Raw genomic sequence first — 17,729 nt, 5'->3', positions numbered from 1 at the left:
CAGACGAGGCCCCTTGGCACCCCGGTCCTTCCGAATCTCGAAGTCCATAACACCCCTTGAGCTGGGGTGTTGCAACGACCACTAGAACCTAAGGGGGAGGCCCGGGGCACCGCCGTGTGGGGGAGGGGTGGGGGTTCGGGGGGCGGGTCAGCCCTGCTGGTCCTCGGGGAGGCTGATCACCCAGCGGGTGTCCTGCCGGGGGCGCAGGTAGAACAGCCAGTAGAGGGTGGCGGCGGCGGTGATGCCGCCGGTCCACAGCAGGGGTTCGGCGTCCAGCTGGGTCATCACGTACACCAGGACGACGATCAGCAGCGCCGGGACGGCGGGCCACAGCGGCATCCGCCAGGCGGCGGCGTGCTTGTGGTGGCCGCGGCGGGAGAGCAGCGAGGCGATGGCGACCAGCAGGTACATCGCGGTGACGGCGACGCCGGTGATGTTGCTGAGGAGCTCGCCCTTGACGAAGCAGAGCGCGGCGCCGGGCAGGCCGACCGCGAGGGTGGCGATCCAGGGGGAGCCGAAGCGGCCGAGGGTGCCGAAGGCCTTGTTGACGGGCTCGGGCCAGGCCTTGTCGCGGGCGGAGGCGAACAGCACCCGGGAGTTCTGGATGACCATGACGATGCCGGCGTTGATGATCGCCAGCGCGATGCAGAGGCTGATGAAGGTGCCGACGGCGGAGTTGCTCCAGGCGGTGACCATGCCGGAGATGTCGCCGGAGGTCAGGGTCTGCAGGTCGGGGGCGCCCATGGTGATGGCGGCGACCGGGATCAGGATGATGGCGCTGGAGAGGCCGAGGGTCCACAGCACGGTGCGGGAGACGGTGCGGCGGGGGTTCTCCAGCTCCTCGGAGAGGTAGACGGCGGTGGAGAAGCCCTGGGTGGCGAACAGCGCGATGCCGAGGGCGCCGATGATGGCGCCGATGCCGACGGGGCTGGCGGCGCCGCCGTCGGTGGAGACCAGGCCGTGCAGCAGGCTGGGGTGGGCCGCGTTGGTGTGGGCGAAGCCGAGCACCGAGACCACGCCGGCCGCGATGACCTCCAGGACCAGGAAGATGCCGGTGATCCAGGCGTTGGCGCGCAGGTCGAGCAGACCGGCCAGGGTGGCGGCGAGCATCACGGCGGCGCCGGCGATCGGCTTGTCGACGTGCAGGACGGGCGCCAGGTAGTCGGCGGTGCCGAGGGCGATGACCGAGGGGACGATCATCACCACGATGAGCGACTGGATGAAGACCAGCCAGCCCGCGAGCCGTCCGGCCAGGGTGCCGACCATCGCGTACTCGCCGCCGGCACTGGGGATCAGGGTGCCGAGCTCGGAGTAGCAGAACGCGACCGCGACGCAGAGCACGGAGCCGATGGCGATGGCCAGGGCGGTGGCGCTGCCGATGCTGGAGAACAGTTCCGGCACGATCACGAAGAGCGTCGACGCGGGGGTGACGCAGGACAGCGTGAGCAGTGTGCCGCCCACGACGCCGATCGAGCGCTTGAGCTGCTGGGGTGCGGCCGCGCCGTCCGCCGTGGCGGCTACGTTCTGTGGCGGGCGAAGCGTGTCGGTCATGTGGATTCCGATCGGCTCTGTTCGGTCCTGGGACGGGAGCGGTATCGCCTCCGCTGGTTCGTTGCTCGGGTCTGGTCCGGTCGCTCCCGGGCCGCCATGGAACCTTGGGCGTATTGATTGCGTCAACGCCGGAACTGCTTCGGAATCCGTTGCGGTGAAAGGCATAAGCATGCGATCCGATGATCACTGAGGGTCATGGCGCTGTTTGTCCGACTTGTTACTTTGGCAACATCGGGCATGAATCAAAGGTGAACAGCGTATTGCGAGCCACCATTCAAAGGTGACAGCTCGGCCGTACGGCGACACGCCAGGTGTCACCTGGTCGTTCGGCAACTGCCCAGGTGGGTACGGGAACCGCAGCCCCGGCCCGGAAAGATCTAGGTAACGTTTCAGCACCTGGGACGCCGAAGGGGTCGGACTCTGCGGAGTCCGACCCCTTCACTCACTGTCCGTAGCGGACGGCACGATGTCGTGCCAGGTCACTGCACCGGCAGCCAGCCCGTCTGGACCATCTGCCCGTTGGTCGCACGGCGTGACACGTACACCCCGCGGCCCGGCGGCAGCGCCTGCGGCTTGACCGTCCCCAGCAGCGCGCCCTCGTCCCGGTTGCCGGAGAGGATGACGCCCTGCCCGCCGAGCTCGCGCATCCGCTGCATCACCGGCTCGTACAGCGAGCGCCCGGCGCCGCCCGCGCTGCGGGCCACGATCACCCGCAGGCCGATGTCCCGGGCGAACGGCAGGAACTCGGCCAGCGGTGCCAGCGGGTTGCCCGAGCCGGTGGCGACCAGCTCGTAGTCGTCGACGATCACGAACATGTCCTTGCCGGTGTACCAGCTGCGGTTGCGCAGCTGTTCGGCGGTCACGTCCGGGCCGGGCAGGCGGCGGGCGCAGGCCCCGCGCAGCATGTCCACGATGGCGGTCATGGCCGGCTGTGCGGCCGCGTACTCCACCAGGTACTCGGACGGGACGGTGCCCAGCAGGGCGCGCCGGTAGTCGCCGACCACGATGCCCGCCTGGTCCGGGGTGTAGCGCTCGGTGATCTGCTTGATCAGCATCCGCAGCAGCGCGGACTTCCCGGACTCGGTGTCGCCGAACACGATGAACAGCGGGTCGGTCTCGAAGTTGACGAACACCGGCGCCAGCTCGGCCTCGTCCACGCCGAAGCACACGCCGCGCTCCGGGTGCTCGAAGCCCTTCGGCAGCGAGGTCCCGTCCAGGACGGCCGGCAGCATCCGCACCTGCGGGGCGCGCGGGCCGGTCCAGGCCCCGTCGACCGCGGCGACCAGCCCGGCCACGCCGTCCTGGAGGTCGTCCACCGAGGGGGAGCCGTCCAGTCGCGGCAGGCCGCTCAGGAAGTGCAGCCGCTCCGCGGTGATCCCGCGCCCGGCCAGCGGCGGGACGTTCTGCGCCACCCGGCGGTCGACCTCGGACTCCATCGCGTCGCCGAGCTTGAGCTCGATGCGGTTCTGCAGCAGGTCCTTGAGCGCGGGGCGGACCTCCGCGTACCGGGCGGCGGTGATCACCAGGTGGACGCCGTAGCCGAGGCCGCGCTGGGCGATGTCGCCGATCACCGGCTCCAGCCCCTCGAACTCCTGCTTGAAGGTGTTCCAGCCGTCGATCATCAGGAAGACGTCGCCGAAGGCCTCGTCGGGCAGCTGCCCGGCGGCCCGGCGGGCCCGGTAGGTGGCGATGGTGTCGATCCCGGTCGCCCGGAACAGCTCCTCGCGCCGGTTCAGCACCGCGTGCACCTCGGAGACCATCCGGCGGACCTTGTCCACGTCCAGCCGGCCCGCCACCCCGCCGACGTGCGGCAGCCCGAGCAGCGACTGGAAGCTGCCCGCGCCGAAGTCCAGCAGGTAGAACTGCACCTCGCGCGGGGTGTGGGTGAGGCCGAAGGCCGCCGTCATGCCGCGCAGCACGGTCGACTTGCCCGAGCGCGGGCCGCCGACGACCAGGCCGTGACCGGCCGCCCCGGAGAAGTCGACCTCCAGGATGTCGGTCTTCTGCTCGCGCGGCTTGTCCACGATGCCGATCGGCGCGCGCAGCCGCCCGCCCGGGTAGCCGGGCGCGGTCAGTCCGCGCTCCGGGACGACCTGCAGCGGCGGCAGCAGGTGGTCCAGGCTCGGCGCCTCCTCCAGCGGCGGCAGCCACACCTGGTGGGCGGCCGGGCCCTGGCCGGACATCCGCTGGACGAAGACGTCCAGCACGGTGTCCACCAGCGCGTCGTCCTGCTCCTGGACCTGCGGCGTCTCCTCCTCCACCGGGGCCGGCGGCAGGTCCACGAAGGCCGAGGTGAACTCCACCGGCCGGGCGTTCACCCGCCGGCCGCCGGTGGACCGCTGCTGCCCCGGCGCCCGGTAGGGCCCCGAGACGTACGCGGCCTTGAACCGGTCCATCACGTCCTCGCCGAACTTCAGGTAGCCGACGCCCGGCACCGGCGGCAGGTGGTACGCGTCCGGCACGCCGATCGCCGCCCGCGACTCGGCCGCCGAGAAGGTGCGCAGACCGATCCGGTACGAGAGGTAGGTGTCCAGGCCGCGCAGCTTGCCCTCCTCCAGGCGCTGCGAGGCCAGCAGCAGGTGCACGCCCAGGGAGCGGCCGATCCGGCCGATCTGGATGAACATCTCGATGAAGTCGGGCTTGGCGGTGAGGAGTTCGGAGAACTCGTCGATGATCAGCACCAGCGAGGGCAGCGGGTCCAGCGCCGCGCCGGCCGCCCGGGCCCGCTCGTACTCGTGGATGTTGGCGTAGTTGCCGGAGCGGTGCAGCAGCTCCTGGCGGCGGTGCAGCTCGCCCTCGATCGCGTCGCGCATGCGGTCGACCAGGGTGAGCTCGCCCTCCAGGTTGGTGATCACCGCGGAGGTGTGCGGCATGTCCGCCATGCCCAGGAAGGTCGCGCCGCCCTTGAAGTCGGCGAGCACGAAGTTCAGCGTCTCGGAGGAGTGGGTCATCGCCAGCGCCAGCACCAGGGTGCGCAGCAGCTCCGACTTGCCGGAACCGGTCGCGCCCACGCACAGGCCGTGCGGGCCCATGCCCTCCAGCGCGGCCTCCTTGATGTCCAGGTAGACGTGCTCGCCGTTCGCGCCGACGCCGATCGGCACCCGCATCCGCTCGTGCTGGGCACGCGGGCGCCAGCTGCGGGCCACGTCGAAGGAGCCCGGGTCGCCCGAGTTCATCATGTCGGTGAAGTCCAGGTTGGACAGCAGCGGCTCGTCGTCCCCGCCGGCCGAGGCCCGGTACGGCGCCAACTGCCGGGCCAGCGCCTCGGACTGCCACAGCGAGAGCAGGTCCGGCTTGCCGCTGTACGTCGCCCCGGAGGCCGAACGCAGCACCAGCTCCTGCGGGGTGACCGTCACCATCAGGTGCCCGCTCGGCTCGTCCACCTCGCCCGGGACGACCTCGATGACGGTCACCCCCTGCACGCCCTCGGGGCCGGCCAGCACCGAGTCGTGCGGCACCCCGGCGCCGTCCATGATCACCACCAGGTGCGGCTGGTCCGCGGCGGGCGCCGCGTCCCGGACGAAGCGCTGGCGGCCGGCCAGCTCGTCCTGCAGCAGGTACTCCAGCTCGCCCAGGTCGGTGGCGCTCAGCCGGCGCGAGCCCGCGCCGTCGCTCTCCTTGCGGTGCTGGTTGTGCGGGAGCCACTTGGTCCAGTCCCACTCCTCGGCCGCGCCGGGTGCCGCGGCGACCGCGACCAGCAGGTCGTCCGGCGAGTGCAGGGTGGTCAGTTGGGCGATCATCGCGCGCACGTTCCCGTACACCGAGTCCGGGTCCCCGCACACCGTGATGTGGTAGAAGGCCCGCAGCGAGACCGCCAGCGGCAGGTCCTGGAGGGTGCCGTGCGCCTTCAGGAACGAGTGCATCGCGGCCGCCGACAGCGGCTCCAGCTCGTCCATCGGCGCGGTCTGCGGCGCCACCAGCGGGGTGGACAGCTGCACCGGTCCGAGGCCGACCCGGATCTGCGCGAAGTCGCCGTCCGCCGTCCGCCGCTCCCACAGCCGGCGGCCGTCCTCGACGATCGACCAGAGCTGGTCCGGCGCCGGGTTCAGGAACAGCAGCGCGCCGCGCTGGCTCTCCGCCGTGCGGCGCACCTGGCGGCGGGTCTGCTGGAGGTACTTGAGGTAGTCGCGCCGCTCGTCCGCCATCACGGTCGAGCCGCCGCGGCGGGCCCGCACGATCTGGGCCAGCACCATGCCGACCGTCGAGACGATCATCAGACCGCCCATGATCTTCATCGGCGCGGCCGCACCCGGCGAGAAGAAGAACACCGCCGAACCGCCCATGCCGAGCATCGGCAGGATGCTCATCAGCCAGTCCTCGCCGCCCTGCCGGGGCAGCTCCGGCGGACTGACCAGCTCCACCGGCTCGTCCGGCACCGTCGGCGGGTAGGCCCTGGCCGGTCGCTTGACCATGATCACACCCATGCGTCACCCACCCCGCGGCGTCGATCGATCACTTCGGCATCAGCCCTCACGCGACTGCGCTCGGCCCGGTACGGGATTCCCGTGGCTGAGGACGCCCCACACAGCGCAGCCCCCGTACCACCTCGCGCAGGCGCCGATCCTACATAGGGGCGTGCCCGCACCGACGGGGGCCGCACCCCGCAGCGGCACCGGGCACGAACCGAGCGGGTAGGGTAACGCCGCGCCAACTCGCGGCCCGGCCGGGCCGGTTCCACAGCCACCCCGCGCGCCACCGTGCCGCGGCACCGTCCACACAGGGGGAGCGTCCAGTGCGTCGAATGATCGAGGTGGGGCCATGACCACGTCGGCCGCCACGGGCTACTGCCGGGTGACCGTCGTCGCCCCGGACCGCCGGATCGACGTCGCCCTGCCCGAGGACGTCGCCCTCGCCGACGTCTACCCCGAGGTGCTGCGGCTGGCCAACCAGAGCCAGCCCGACGGCACCCCCACCGGCTTCCACCTGGTCCGCCGCGACGGCACCGTCCTCGACAGCAGCCTGTCCCTGGCCGCCCAACAGGTACGCGACGGCGACCTGCTGGCGCTGCGCCCCTTCGCCGAGTCGCTGCCGCCCGCCGTCTACGACGACGTCGCCGACGCCATCGCCAGCGCCGTCGAGGCCGACCGCCGGTTCTGGACCGTCGACCTCATGCGCGGCTTCGGCCTGATCGGCGCCGGGGTGCTGCTCACCCTGCTCGGCTTCGCGCTCTGGTTCTCCGACCTGCGCCACGACATGCACAGCCTGCCCGGCGTGCTGGCCGGCGTCGCCGCCGTGGTGCTCACCGCGCTCGCCGGGGTGCGCGCCCGGGTCTACCAGGACGCCCACGCCGCCGTCGCGCTCGGCCTCGGCGCCCTGCCGCACGCCATGATCGCCGGCAGCGGCATCATCGCCGTCGCCCACCCGTGGGACGGCCCCGGCCGGCTCCAGTTCCTCACCGGCTGCGTCACCGTCCTGGTGATCGCCGTGCTGCTCGCCGGACTGCTCCCGGACAAGGACGCGGTGTTCGTCGCCGCCGCCTTCGTCGCCACCGCCGGCGCGCTCGCCACCTTCGCCGCCGTCCTGATGCCCGACACCCCGGCCGGCAACATCGCCGCCGTCACCGGCGTCGCCGCCGTCGCCGCGATCGGCTTCCTGCCCAGCCTCTCCGCCCGCTTCGCCCGGCTGCCGGTCGGATTCAGCGCCCCCGGCCAGACCCGCACCCGCAGCCGCGACTACGACGAGGAGGCCGAGCGCGCCGAGGCCGTCCAGTACGAGCGGATCGCCCACCAGGCCCGCCGCGGCCACGAGGTGCTGGTCGGCCTGGTCGGCGGCTGCGCCGCGGTCGTGGTCGGCGCCTGCGCCGTCCTCTCCTTCACCGACCGGACCTTCCCCGAACTGCTCGCGCTCGCGCTCGGCATCGCCGCCATGCTGCGCGCCCGGCTGTTCCGCTACACCGCGCAGGTCCTCAGCCTCACCGTCGCCGGCCTGCTCGGCCTGTGCCTGCTGATCGTCGGGCTGTCCCTGCACACCCCGCAGTTCGTCCTGCGCGCGGCCGGCTCCAGCACCGAGCTCGACCTGCGCACCATCTGGCTGGCCGCCTCCGTCGCCTTCGGGGCCGCGCTGCTCACCGCGATCGCCCTGGTGGTGCCCCGCCTCGGCGTCTCCCCGTTCTGGGGGCGCATCCTGGACCTGGTGGACAGCCTCACCCTGATCTCGCTGGTCCCGCTGGCGCTCGCCGTGCTGAATGTCTACCGGCTGGTCCGCGGCGCCACCGGCTGACCGCGCCCGCCCCCGCCGCCGGGCGCCGCCCACCCGCCGACCGACGGGGTGGGCGGCACTGGTACCCTTGGCCTTCGAGCGCAGCCGTGTGTCCACCCCTTCGTGGGCCGTCGACCACGGACGACGCTCGCGACACCGAGTTCTCGCAGAGTCCTGTGCTGTCGACCAGGACCGCTCGGTAGACCTTGAAGGAGTTGCAGTGGCTCTCGCCTCTGACGTCAAGAAGCAGATCTTCGCCGAGTTCGGCCAGAAGGAGGGCGACACCGGTTCCCCCGAGGTCCAGGTGGCCATGCTCTCCCGCCGCATCTCGGACCTGACCGAGCACCTCAAGTTCCACAAGCACGACCACCACTCGCGTCGTGGCCTGCTGATCCTGGTCGGCCAGCGCCGCCGCCTCCTGCAGTACCTGGCCAAGAAGGACATCGAGCGTTTCCGTACGCTCGTCGACCGCCTGGGCATCCGTCGCGGTGCCGCCGGCGGCGCCCGCTAAGACCGCCGCAGGGGGCGGCTCCCCACACCGGGGAGCCGCCCCTCGCGCGTATGCCGCGGCTGTTCGAACGCGGCACCTTGACATAACAACTCGCGCGCACCTCCCCAGGTGGCCGAGGATTGCACCGTAGGGTTGTGGGCATGCCGGGTGATGGCGCAGGAGCGCCACCCGGGCAGCAAGCCCGAACCCCCCGCGGGACGAAGGCTTCAAACGGAAGCCGCCCGCATCCGAGAGAGCGTCCAGACGCGGACCGCCCGTCCCGGCCCGGCAGCCGTGAGGCGCCGGTCCTCGGTAGTGGCCCCCGGAACCCCCGCCGACGAGCGGGGCACCCCGGAGGCTTCGATCGAAGACCGGCCCGACTGCCGCCCTCCTGGCAGGAGGGCCCCAGGGCCAGCCCGAGGCAGTGCGCGGGGACGCTCTCCCGGAGAACGTACGAAAGAGGAGATCTTCCAGGTGGAAGAGAACGTGTTCTACGCCGAAGCCGTGATCGACAACGGTTCCTTCGGCACCCGTACCATCCGCTTCGAGACCGGCCGTCTGGCCCGTCAGGCCGCCGGCTCCGCCGTGGCCTACCTGGACGACGACACCATGGTGCTGTCGGCCACCAGCGCGTCCAAGCAGCCGAAGGAGCACTTCGACTTCTTCCCGCTGACCGTGGACGTCGAGGAGCGGATGTACGCCGCCGGCCGCATCCCCGGCTCGTTCTTCCGTCGCGAGGGCCGGCCGTCCGAGGACGCGATCCTCACCTGCCGCCTGATCGACCGCCCGCTGCGCCCGTCCTTCGTCAAGGGCCTGCGCAACGAGGTCCAGGTCGTCTGCACCATCATGGCGCTCAACCCCGACCACCTGTACGACGTGGTCGCCATCAACGCCGCCTCCGCCTCCACCCAGCTGGCGGGCCTGCCGTTCTCCGGCCCGATCGGCGGCGTCCGCGTCGCGCTGATCAAGGGCCAGTGGGTCGCCTTCCCGACCCACAGCGAGCTGGAGTCGGCCGTCTTCGACATGGTCGTCGCCGGTCGCGTCCTGCCGGACGGCGACGTCGCGATCATGATGGTCGAGGCCGAGGCCACCGACAAGACCATCAAGCTGGTCGAGGGCGGCGCCGAGGCGCCGACCGAGGAGGTCGTGGCCTCCGGCCTCGACGCCGCCAAGCCGTTCATCAAGGTGCTGTGCGCCGCGCAGTCGCAGCTGGCCGCCCAGGCCGCCAAGCCGACCGCCGAGTTCCCGGTCTTCCTGGACTACCAGGACGACGTGCTGGCCGCGCTGACCGCCGCCGTCAAGGACGAGCTGGCCAAGGCCCTCACCATCCCGGGCAAGCAGGAGCGCAACGCCGAGCTGGACCGCGTCAAGGCGGTCGCCGCCGAGAAGCTGCTCCCCGAGTTCGAGGGTCGCGAGAAGGAGATCAGCGCCGCCTACAACGCGCTGACCAAGAAGATCGTCCGCGAGCGCGTCATCACGGACAAGGTCCGCATCGACGGCCGCGGCGTCACCGACATCCGCACCCTGGCCGCCGAGGTCGAGGCCATCCCGCGCGTCCACGGCTCGGCGCTGTTCGAGCGCGGCGAGACCCAGATCCTGGGCGTCACCACGCTGAACATGCTCCGGATGGAGCAGCAGCTCGACACGCTCTCCCCGGAGACGCGTCGCCGCTACATGCACAACTACAACTTCCCGCCGTACTCGGTCGGCGAGACCGGCCGCGTGGGCTCGCCCAAGCGCCGCGAGATCGGCCACGGCGCCCTGGCCGAGCGCGCCATCCTCCCGGTCCTGCCGACCCGCGAGGAGTTCCCCTACGCGATCCGCCAGGTCTCCGAGGCGCTGAGCTCCAACGGCTCCACCTCGATGGGTTCGGTCTGCGCCTCGACCATGTCGCTGCTGAACGCCGGTGTGCCGCTCAAGGCCGCCGTCGCCGGCATCGCCATGGGCCTGATCTCGCAGGAGATCGACGGCGAGACCCACTACGTCGCGCTGACCGACATCCTCGGTGCCGAGGACGCGTACGGCGACATGGACTTCAAGGTCGCCGGTACCCGCAACTTCATCACCGCGCTGCAGCTCGACACCAAGCTGAACGGCATCCCGGCCTCGGTGCTGGCCGCCGCCCTCAAGCAGGCCAAGGACGCCCGCCTGCACATCCTCGACGTGATGAACGAGGCCATCGACTCGCCCGACGAGATGTCCCCGAACGCGCCGCGCATCATCACCATCAAGATCCCGGTGGACAAGATCGGTGAGGTCATCGGCCCCAAGGGCAAGATGATCAACCAGATCCAGGAGGACACCGGCGCCGAGATCACGATCGAGGACGACGGCACCATCTACATCGGTGCCGCCGACGGCCCGGCCGCCGAGGCCGCCCGCACCACGATCAACCAGATCGCCAACCCGACCATGCCGGAGGTCGGCGAGCGCTACCTGGGCACCGTGGTCAAGACCACGACGTTCGGCGCGTTCGTGTCGCTCATGCCGGGCAAGGACGGCCTGCTGCACATCTCGCAGATCCGCAAGCTGGCCGGCGGCAAGCGCGTCGAGAACGTCGAGGACGTCCTCGGCGTCGGCGCCAAGGTGCAGGTCGAGATCGCCGAGATCGACCCGCGCGGCAAGCTCTCCCTGATCCCGGTCGTCGAGGGCGAGGAAGGCGGCGAGGCCGCTTCCGAGTGAAGCGCCGCTAGCTGACCCTTGCGGCCCGTACGCCTCCCGGCGTGCGGGCCGCACCCTGTTGTCCACGCGTTCGTCCGTACGTGCCATTCCACGTGCGTTTCCTCTGGAGGTACCCCCCGTGGCCCAGGCCCCGGCGGTAAAGCAGCGTCCCGGCTCCACCCGGACCCTGCTCAAGGGCGTCGACGGCGCCGGCACGGTGCGCCGCACCGTCCTCCCCGGCGGCCTGCGGGTCGTCACCGAGACCCTGCCGACAGTGCGCTCCGCGACCTTCGGCATCTGGGTCGGCGTCGGCTCGCGGGACGAGACCCCGCAGCTCAACGGCGCCACCCACTACCTGGAGCACCTGCTCTTCAAGGGCACCGAGCGGCGCAGCGCGCTGGACATCTCGGCGGCCCTGGACGCGGTCGGCGGCGAGATGAACGCCTTCACCGCGAAGGAGAACACCTGCTACTACGCCCGGGTCCTGGACACCGACCTGCCGCTGGCCATCGACGTGGTCTGCGACATGCTCACCGGCTCACTGATCCGCGCCGAGGACGTCGACGCCGAACGCGGTGTCATCCTCGAGGAGATGGCGATGGCCGAGGACGACCCGGGTGACGTCGTCCACGACCTGTTCGCCAAGGTGATCTTCGGCAGCGGCCCGCTCGGCCGCCCGATCCTCGGCACCCAGGAGACCATCAAGGCCCTCACCCGGGACCAGGTTGCCGGCTTCTACCACCGCCGCTACCGCCCGGAGAACCTGGTCGTCGCCGCCGCCGGCAACCTCGACCACCGCAAGGTCGTCAAGCAGGTCCAGGAGGCCTTCGCCCCGGTGCTGGCCCGCTCCACCGCGGTGCCCGCCGAGGCCCGCCGTGGCGTCAAGGCGCTGCGCACGGCCGGCCGGGTCGAGGTGCTCAACCGCTCCACCGAGCAGGCCCACCTGGTGCTGGGCGTGCCCGGCGTGCCCCGGCACGACGAGCGCCGCTGGGCGATGGGCGTGCTCAACGCGGCCCTGGGCGGCGGGATGAGCTCCCGGCTGTTCCAGGAGGTCCGGGAGAAGCGCGGCCTGGCCTACTCCGTCTACTCGTACTCCTCCTCCTACGCGGACAGCGGCCTGTTCGGCATCTACGCCGGCTGCCAGCCCAAGCGGGTCGAAGAGGTGCTGCGGATCTGCCGCGAGGAGCTCGCCAAGGTGGTCGCCGACGGCATCACCGAGGAGGAGCTGCAGCGCGCGATCGGCCAGATCTCCGGCTCCACCGTGCTCGGCATGGAGGACACCGGCTCGCTGATGAACCGGATCGGCAAGGCCGAACTCAGCTACGGGCACCACCTGTCGGTGGACGACATGCTGGCGCGGATCGCCGCGGTGACCCTGGAGGACGTCCACGCGGTGGCCCGTGATGTGCTGGGCGCGTACCGGCCGTCGCTGGCGCTGATCGGTCCGGTCAACGACAAGCGGGCCGCCCGGCTCGCCGATCTGCTGGTCTGAGGATTGTCTTCCCGGAGAGGAACGTCGCTATGACGCTGCGTGTCGCCGTGATCGGCGCCAACGGACGGATCGGCTCGGAGGCGGTCAAGGCCGTCGAGGCCGCGCCGGACCTCGAGCTGGTGGCCACCCTCGGCCGCGGCTCGAAGCTGGAGGAGCTGACCGCGGCCGGGGCCCAGGTCGCCGTCGAACTCACCCACCCGGACTCGGTGATGGGCAACCTCGACTACTGCGTCCACAACGGCATCCACGTGGTCACCGGCACGACCGGCTGGGACGACCTGCGGCTGGCCGAGCTGGAGGGCTGGCTCGTCCCGGCCGAGGCCACCGGCCGTCCGCCGCTGCCCGTCGGCGTCCTGATCGCGCCCAACTTCTCCATCGGCGCCATCCTCGGCATGAAGTTCTCCCAGCTGGCGGCGAAGTACTTCGAGTCGGTCGAGGTGGTCGAACTCCACCACGACCGCAAGGCCGACGCCCCCAGCGGCACCGCCACCCGCACCGCCCAGCTGATCGCCGCGGCCCGCGCCGAGGCCGGCCGCCCGAGGCAGCAGGACCCGACCACCCACAGCCTGCCCGGCGCGCGCGGCGCCGACGTGGACGGGGTGCCGGTGCACGCCGTACGGCTGCGCGGCCTGCTCGCCCACCAGCAGGTGATGTTCGGCGACACCGGCGAGACGCTCACCATCCGGCACGACTCGCTGCACCACAGCAGCTTCATGCCGGGCATCCTGCTGGGCGTGCGCAAGGTCGTCGAGACCCCGGGGCTCACCTTCGGTCTCGAACACTTCCTGGACCTGTGACCGTGGTGAATTCCAGGAGCGCGAAATGACCTCCCGTACCGGGTTCTTCGTCCTGTCCGGCGTGCTGCTGCTGGTCGCCCTCCTCTGCGTGGGGGAGGGCGTCCAGTTGGTCGCCACCGGAAAGCCGCTCGGCATCGGCATCGGCCTCTGCGCCTTCGTGATTCCGGTGATCGGCATCTGGTTCCTGCGCCAGACCGTCCGCTTCGGCCGGGCCAGCGAGCAGCTCGCCCGCGAGCTGGAGGCCGAGGGCGGCCTGCCGGTGGACGAGCTCGAGCGCACCAGCGGCGGGCGGATCGACCGGGCCTCGGCCGACGCGGTGTTCACCCGCCGCCAGGCCGAGGCGGAGGCCGCACCGGGCGACTGGCGGGTCTGGTTCCGCCTCGCCGTGGCCTACGCCGACGCCGGTGACACCCCGCGCGCCCGCAAGACCATGCAGCACGCCATCAAGCTGCACAGCACCGAACCCGCAAGGAGTAACGCGTGAGCGACGAACCGACGGCCCCCAGCTTCCGGAGCGACGTGACGGTGGAGCTGGTCCGCAGCGCCGCCGCCGATTCGGACGTCATCTGGTCGGCCCGGGTGTCGACCGCGGGGGAGCAGTCCCTGGAGGCGCTCCAGCAGGACCCGGAGAAGTCCAAGGGCCTGATCAACTTCCTGATGCGCGACCGGCACGGCACGCCGTTCGAGCACAACTCGATGACCTTCTTCATCAGCGCGCCGATCTTCGTGTTCCGCGAGTTCCACCGGCACCGCAGCGGCTGGTCGTACAACGAGGAGTCCGGCCGCTACCGCGAGCTGGAGCCGGTCTTCTACGTCCCGGGCACCGACCGCAAGCTGGTCCAGCAGGGCCGTCCGGGCAAGTACGAGTTCCACCAGGGCACCCCGGAGCAGCACGAGACCACCACCGGGGCGATGGAGGCCGCGTACCGCGAGTCCTACGCCCGCTACCAGGAGATGCTGGCGGCCGGCGTGGCCCGCGAGGTGGCCCGGGCGGTGCTGCCGGTCGGCCTGTTCTCCTCGATGTACGCGACCTGCAACGCGCGCTCGCTGATGCACTTCCTCTCGCTGCGCACCCGGCGGGAGAACTCGGCGGTGCCGTCCTTCCCGCAGCGCGAGATCGAGATGGTCGCGGAGCAGATGGAGGAGCAGTGGGCGCAGCTCATGCCGCTCACCCATGCGGCCTTCGAGAAGCACGGCCGGGTCGCGCCCTGACCTGGGACGACAGGCATATGGGCAGAGTGTCGGGCATGTCTGGATTGCGGCTTTTCTAGCCGCTCCCTACATTCGTGACCACGGATCCCGGTGCTGCCCGAACCCCCGAGCGGGCAGCACCGGGATCCCACTCCCCGCCCCTGGCCTGCTCACCTGTCCGAACCCTGGACCGGCATGGGTACCGCCCCACCGCCTACGAGTAGCTTTGGACGCATGGCTCCGACCTCCACCCCCCAGACGCCGTTCGGCCGGGTGCTGACCGCGATGGTCACCCCGTTCACCGCCGACGGCGCGCTCGACCTCGACGGCGCCCAGCGCCTCGCCACGCACCTCGTCGACTCCGGGAACGACGGCCTCGTCGTCAACGGCACCACCGGTGAGTCCCCGACCACCAGCGACGCCGAGAAGGCCCAGCTCGTCCGCGCCGTGGTGGAGGCGGTCGGGGACCGTGCCCACGTGGTGGCCGGGGTCGGCACCAACGACACCCACCACAGCGTCGAGCTCGCCCGCCAGGCGGAGGCGGCCGGGGCGCACGGCCTGCTGGTCGTCACGCCGTACTACAACAAGCCCCCGCAGGAGGGCCTGTACCGGCACTTCACGCAGGTCGCCGACACCACCGGCCTGCCGGTCATGGCCTACGACATCCCGGGCCGCAGCGGGGTCGAGCTGAGCCACGAGACGCTGGTCCGGCTCGGCGAGCACCCGCGGATCGTCGCCAACAAGGACGCCAAGGGCGACCTCGGCGCCGCGGCCTGGGCGATCGCCCGCTCCGACCTCGCCTGGTACTCCGGCGACGACATCCTCAACCTGCCGCTGCTGTCCGTCGGGGCCGTCGGCGTGGTCAGCGTCGTCGGGCACGTGGTCGCCGGTGAGTTGAAGGCGATGATCGAGGCCTACCTGGCCGGCGATGTGGCCAAGGCCACCGCCGTCCACCAGGGCCTGCTGCCGGTGTTCACCGGTATGTTCCGCACCCAGGGCGTGATCCTCACCAAGGCCGCGCTGGACCTCCAGGGCCTGCCCGCCGGGCCGCTGCGCCTGCCCCTGGTCGGCGCGACGTCCGAGGAGATCGACCGATTGAAGCAGGATCTCGCCTCCGGCGGGGTACACCTGTAGCAGACACAGACGTGCGCGCCCCGGCTCGCCGGACCCGACCGGGTCCGCCGCTGGACCGGACCGAAGGCGCGAGAGCACAGACCCAGTAGGAAGAACGACACTGAGTACGCACGCCATATGTCTCCAGGGGGAGGACCCCAGGCATATGGCGTGCGTCGTGAGGAGAGTCTTTTGAGCCACCCGCACCCCGAACTCGGCGCGCCCCCGGCCCTCAAGGAGGGCGCCCTCCGCATCACTCCGCTCGGCGGCCTCGGCGAGATCGGCCGCAACATGACGGTCCTCGAGTACGGCGACCGCATCCTGATCATCGACTGCGGCGTCCTCTTCCCCGAGGACGAGCAGCCCGGCGTGGACCTGATCCTCCCGGATTTCAGCTACATCCGGGACCGCCTCGACAAGGTCGACGGCATCGTCCTCACCCACGGGCACGAGGACCACATCGGCGCCGTCCCGTTCCTCCTGCGGGAGAACCCGGACATCCCGCTGATCGGCTCCAAGCTGACCCTCGCCCTGATCGAGGCCAAGCTCGCCGAGCACCGCATCCGGCCGTACGTGCTGGAGGTCAAGGAGGGCGAGCGCGAGCGCATCGGCCCCTTCGACTGCGAGTTCATCGCGGTCAACCACTCCATCCCGGACGCCCTCGCCGTGGCGGTCCGCACCCCCGCCGGCATGGTCGTGGCCACCGGTGACTTCAAGATGGACCAGCTCCCGCTGGACGGCCGCCTCACCGACCTGCCGACCTTCGCCAAGCTGGCGGAGGAGGGCATGGACCTGCTGCTGGTGGACTCCACCAACGCCGAGGTCCCCGGCTTCATCCCGCACGAGCGCGACATCTCGGCCGCACTGCGAAACGTTTTCGCGAACGCCGACAAGCGCATCATCGTCGCCTCCTTCGCGAGCCACGTGCACCGCATCCAGCAGGTGCTGGACGCCGCGCACGAGTACAAGCGCAAGGTCGCCTTCGTCGGCCGCTCGATGGTCCGCAACATGGGCATCGCCCGCGACCTCGGGTACCTCAAGGTCCCCGGCAACATGGTCGTCGACGTCAAGCAGCTCGACGACCTGCCGGACAAGGAGGTCGTGCTGATCTGCACCGGCTCCCAGGGCGAGCCGATGGCGGCGCTGTCCCGGATGGCCAACCGCGACCACCAGATCCGCATCGTCGAGGGCGACACCGTCGTCCTGGCGTCCTCGCTCATCCCGGGCAACGAGAACGCCGTCTACCGCGTGATCAACGGCCTGACCCGCTGGGGCGCCAAGGTCGTGCACAAGGGCAACGCCAAGGTGCACGTCTCCGGCCACGCCTCGGCCGGCGAGCTGCTGTACTTCTTCAACATCTGCAAGCCGCGCAACCTGATGCCGGTCCACGGCGAGTGGCGCCACCTGCGGGCCGCCGCCGAGCTGGGCATCGCCACCGGTGTGCCGCGCAACCGCGTGGTCATCGCCGAGGACGGCGTCTGCGTCGACCTGGAGAAGGGCGTCGCCCGGATCGTCGGCAAGGTCCGGGCCGGCTACGTCTACGTTGACGGCGCCTCGGTCGGCGACATCACCGAGGCCTCGCTCAAGGACCGCAAGATCCTCGGCGAGGAGGGCTTCATCTCGGTCTTCGTCGCGGTCGACACGACCAACGGCAAGATGGTCGGCGGCCCGACCATCCAGGCCCGCGGTTCCGGCATCGACGACAACGCCTTCGCGCCGGTCGTCGCCAAGCTCCAGGAGGCCCTGGACCGCTCGGCGAGCGACGGCGTGCTGGAGCCCCGCCAGGTGCAGCAGCTCGTCCGCCGGACCATCGGCAAGTGGGTCGCGGACAACTACCGCCGCCGGCCGATGATCCTGCCGGTCGTCGTCGAGGTCTGAGCCCCGCTCCAGACCCTCGTCCGGCCCCGCTGAGGCTGGTTTGACGTGGGGCAACCCGGTGCGTAATGTTCTCCGGGTTGCCCCACGGGACGAGCCCCAAGGGAGTCCTCGAATGCGAATGCGAATTCGAGAACTGCCGGGAAAACGGACCGAGAAACTCTGGTAGAGTTCGGGAGCGCCGAAAGGCAAAAGCCCAATCGGATGAATGAAACTCCGGAAAACGGAGCGGAAAACATCTGATAAGCTGGAAACACAAAAGAACAAAGCGCCCGGAGGGCCCGCTGGAAGGCGGTCCGAAGGAAGCGTCCGTTCCTTGAGAACTCAACAGCGTGCCAAAAGTCAACGCCAGATATGTTGA

11 protein-coding genes are annotated in these 17,729 nt (G+C 70.9%); 9 read left to right on the top strand and 2 right to left on the bottom strand.

Translation table 11 applies throughout. The annotated features are described in order from the left end of the window. Positions 1–147 precede the first annotated feature (147 nt). Together ACZ58X_RS39845 and eccCa are read right to left on the bottom strand one after the other, a co-directional pair. On the bottom strand, positions 148–1,551 hold the full coding sequence (locus ACZ58X_RS39845; RefSeq protein ID WP_470338459.1) for an APC family permease: 1,404 nt from the start codon (positions 1,549–1,551) through the stop codon (positions 148–150). A gap of 479 nt (positions 1,552–2,030) precedes the next feature. Further along, positions 2,031–5,975: a type VII secretion protein EccCa gene (eccCa, locus tag ACZ58X_RS39840; RefSeq protein WP_470338458.1), complete on the bottom strand. Its 3,945-nt coding sequence runs from the start codon at positions 5,973–5,975 to the stop codon at positions 2,031–2,033. 334 nt (positions 5,976–6,309) lie between these two features. Here eccCa and eccD point away from each other — a divergent pair, with 334 nt between their 5' ends. The 9 genes from eccD to ACZ58X_RS39795 all read left to right on the top strand — a co-directional run bounded on the left by eccD (position 6,310) and on the right by ACZ58X_RS39795 (position 17,371). Continuing rightward, on the top strand, positions 6,310–7,770 hold the full coding sequence (gene eccD / locus ACZ58X_RS39835) for a type VII secretion integral membrane protein EccD (RefSeq protein WP_360244011.1): 1,461 nt from the start codon (positions 6,310–6,312) through the stop codon (positions 7,768–7,770). Between the two features lie 199 nt (positions 7,771–7,969). Next, positions 7,970–8,260 (top strand): 30S ribosomal protein S15, encoded by a 291-nt coding sequence (gene rpsO / locus ACZ58X_RS39830; protein WP_188302791.1) that lies wholly within the window; start codon positions 7,970–7,972, stop codon positions 8,258–8,260. Positions 8,261–8,713: 453 nt separating this feature from the next. After that, positions 8,714–10,921 (top strand): polyribonucleotide nucleotidyltransferase, encoded by a 2,208-nt coding sequence (locus ACZ58X_RS39825; protein WP_470338457.1) that lies wholly within the window; start codon positions 8,714–8,716, stop codon positions 10,919–10,921. A 118-nt stretch (positions 10,922–11,039) separates the two neighbouring features. Next, positions 11,040–12,392 carry a M16 family metallopeptidase gene (locus tag ACZ58X_RS39820; RefSeq protein WP_470338456.1) on the top strand — a complete coding sequence of 451 codons (1,353 nt, stop codon included), beginning with the start codon at positions 11,040–11,042 and terminating at the stop codon, positions 12,390–12,392. Between the two features lie 29 nt (positions 12,393–12,421). Then, entirely contained in the window at positions 12,422–13,189 is a 768-nt protein-coding gene (dapB, locus tag ACZ58X_RS39815; protein ID WP_470338455.1) for a 4-hydroxy-tetrahydrodipicolinate reductase, read from the top strand. 25 nt (positions 13,190–13,214) lie between these two features. After that, positions 13,215–13,673, top strand: a complete 459-nt coding sequence (locus ACZ58X_RS39810) for a tetratricopeptide repeat protein (protein ID WP_470338454.1) — start codon at positions 13,215–13,217, stop codon at positions 13,671–13,673. After that, complete coding sequence (thyX, locus tag ACZ58X_RS39805; RefSeq protein WP_470338453.1) at positions 13,670–14,401, top strand: FAD-dependent thymidylate synthase; 732 nt, start codon at positions 13,670–13,672, stop codon at positions 14,399–14,401. The genes ACZ58X_RS39810 and thyX overlap by 4 nt, the downstream gene beginning before the upstream one ends. A gap of 213 nt (positions 14,402–14,614) precedes the next feature. Further along, positions 14,615–15,514: a 4-hydroxy-tetrahydrodipicolinate synthase gene (dapA, locus tag ACZ58X_RS39800; protein WP_470338452.1), complete on the top strand. Its 900-nt coding sequence runs from the start codon at positions 14,615–14,617 to the stop codon at positions 15,512–15,514. A gap of 171 nt (positions 15,515–15,685) precedes the next feature. Beyond that, complete coding sequence (locus ACZ58X_RS39795; protein ID WP_470338451.1) at positions 15,686–17,371, top strand: ribonuclease J; 1,686 nt, start codon at positions 15,686–15,688, stop codon at positions 17,369–17,371. Positions 17,372–17,729 lie beyond the last annotated feature (358 nt).

Source organism: Kitasatospora sp. NPDC040550, assembly GCF_055594965.1.
This window is presented reverse-complemented; position numbering and strand designations above follow the sequence as displayed.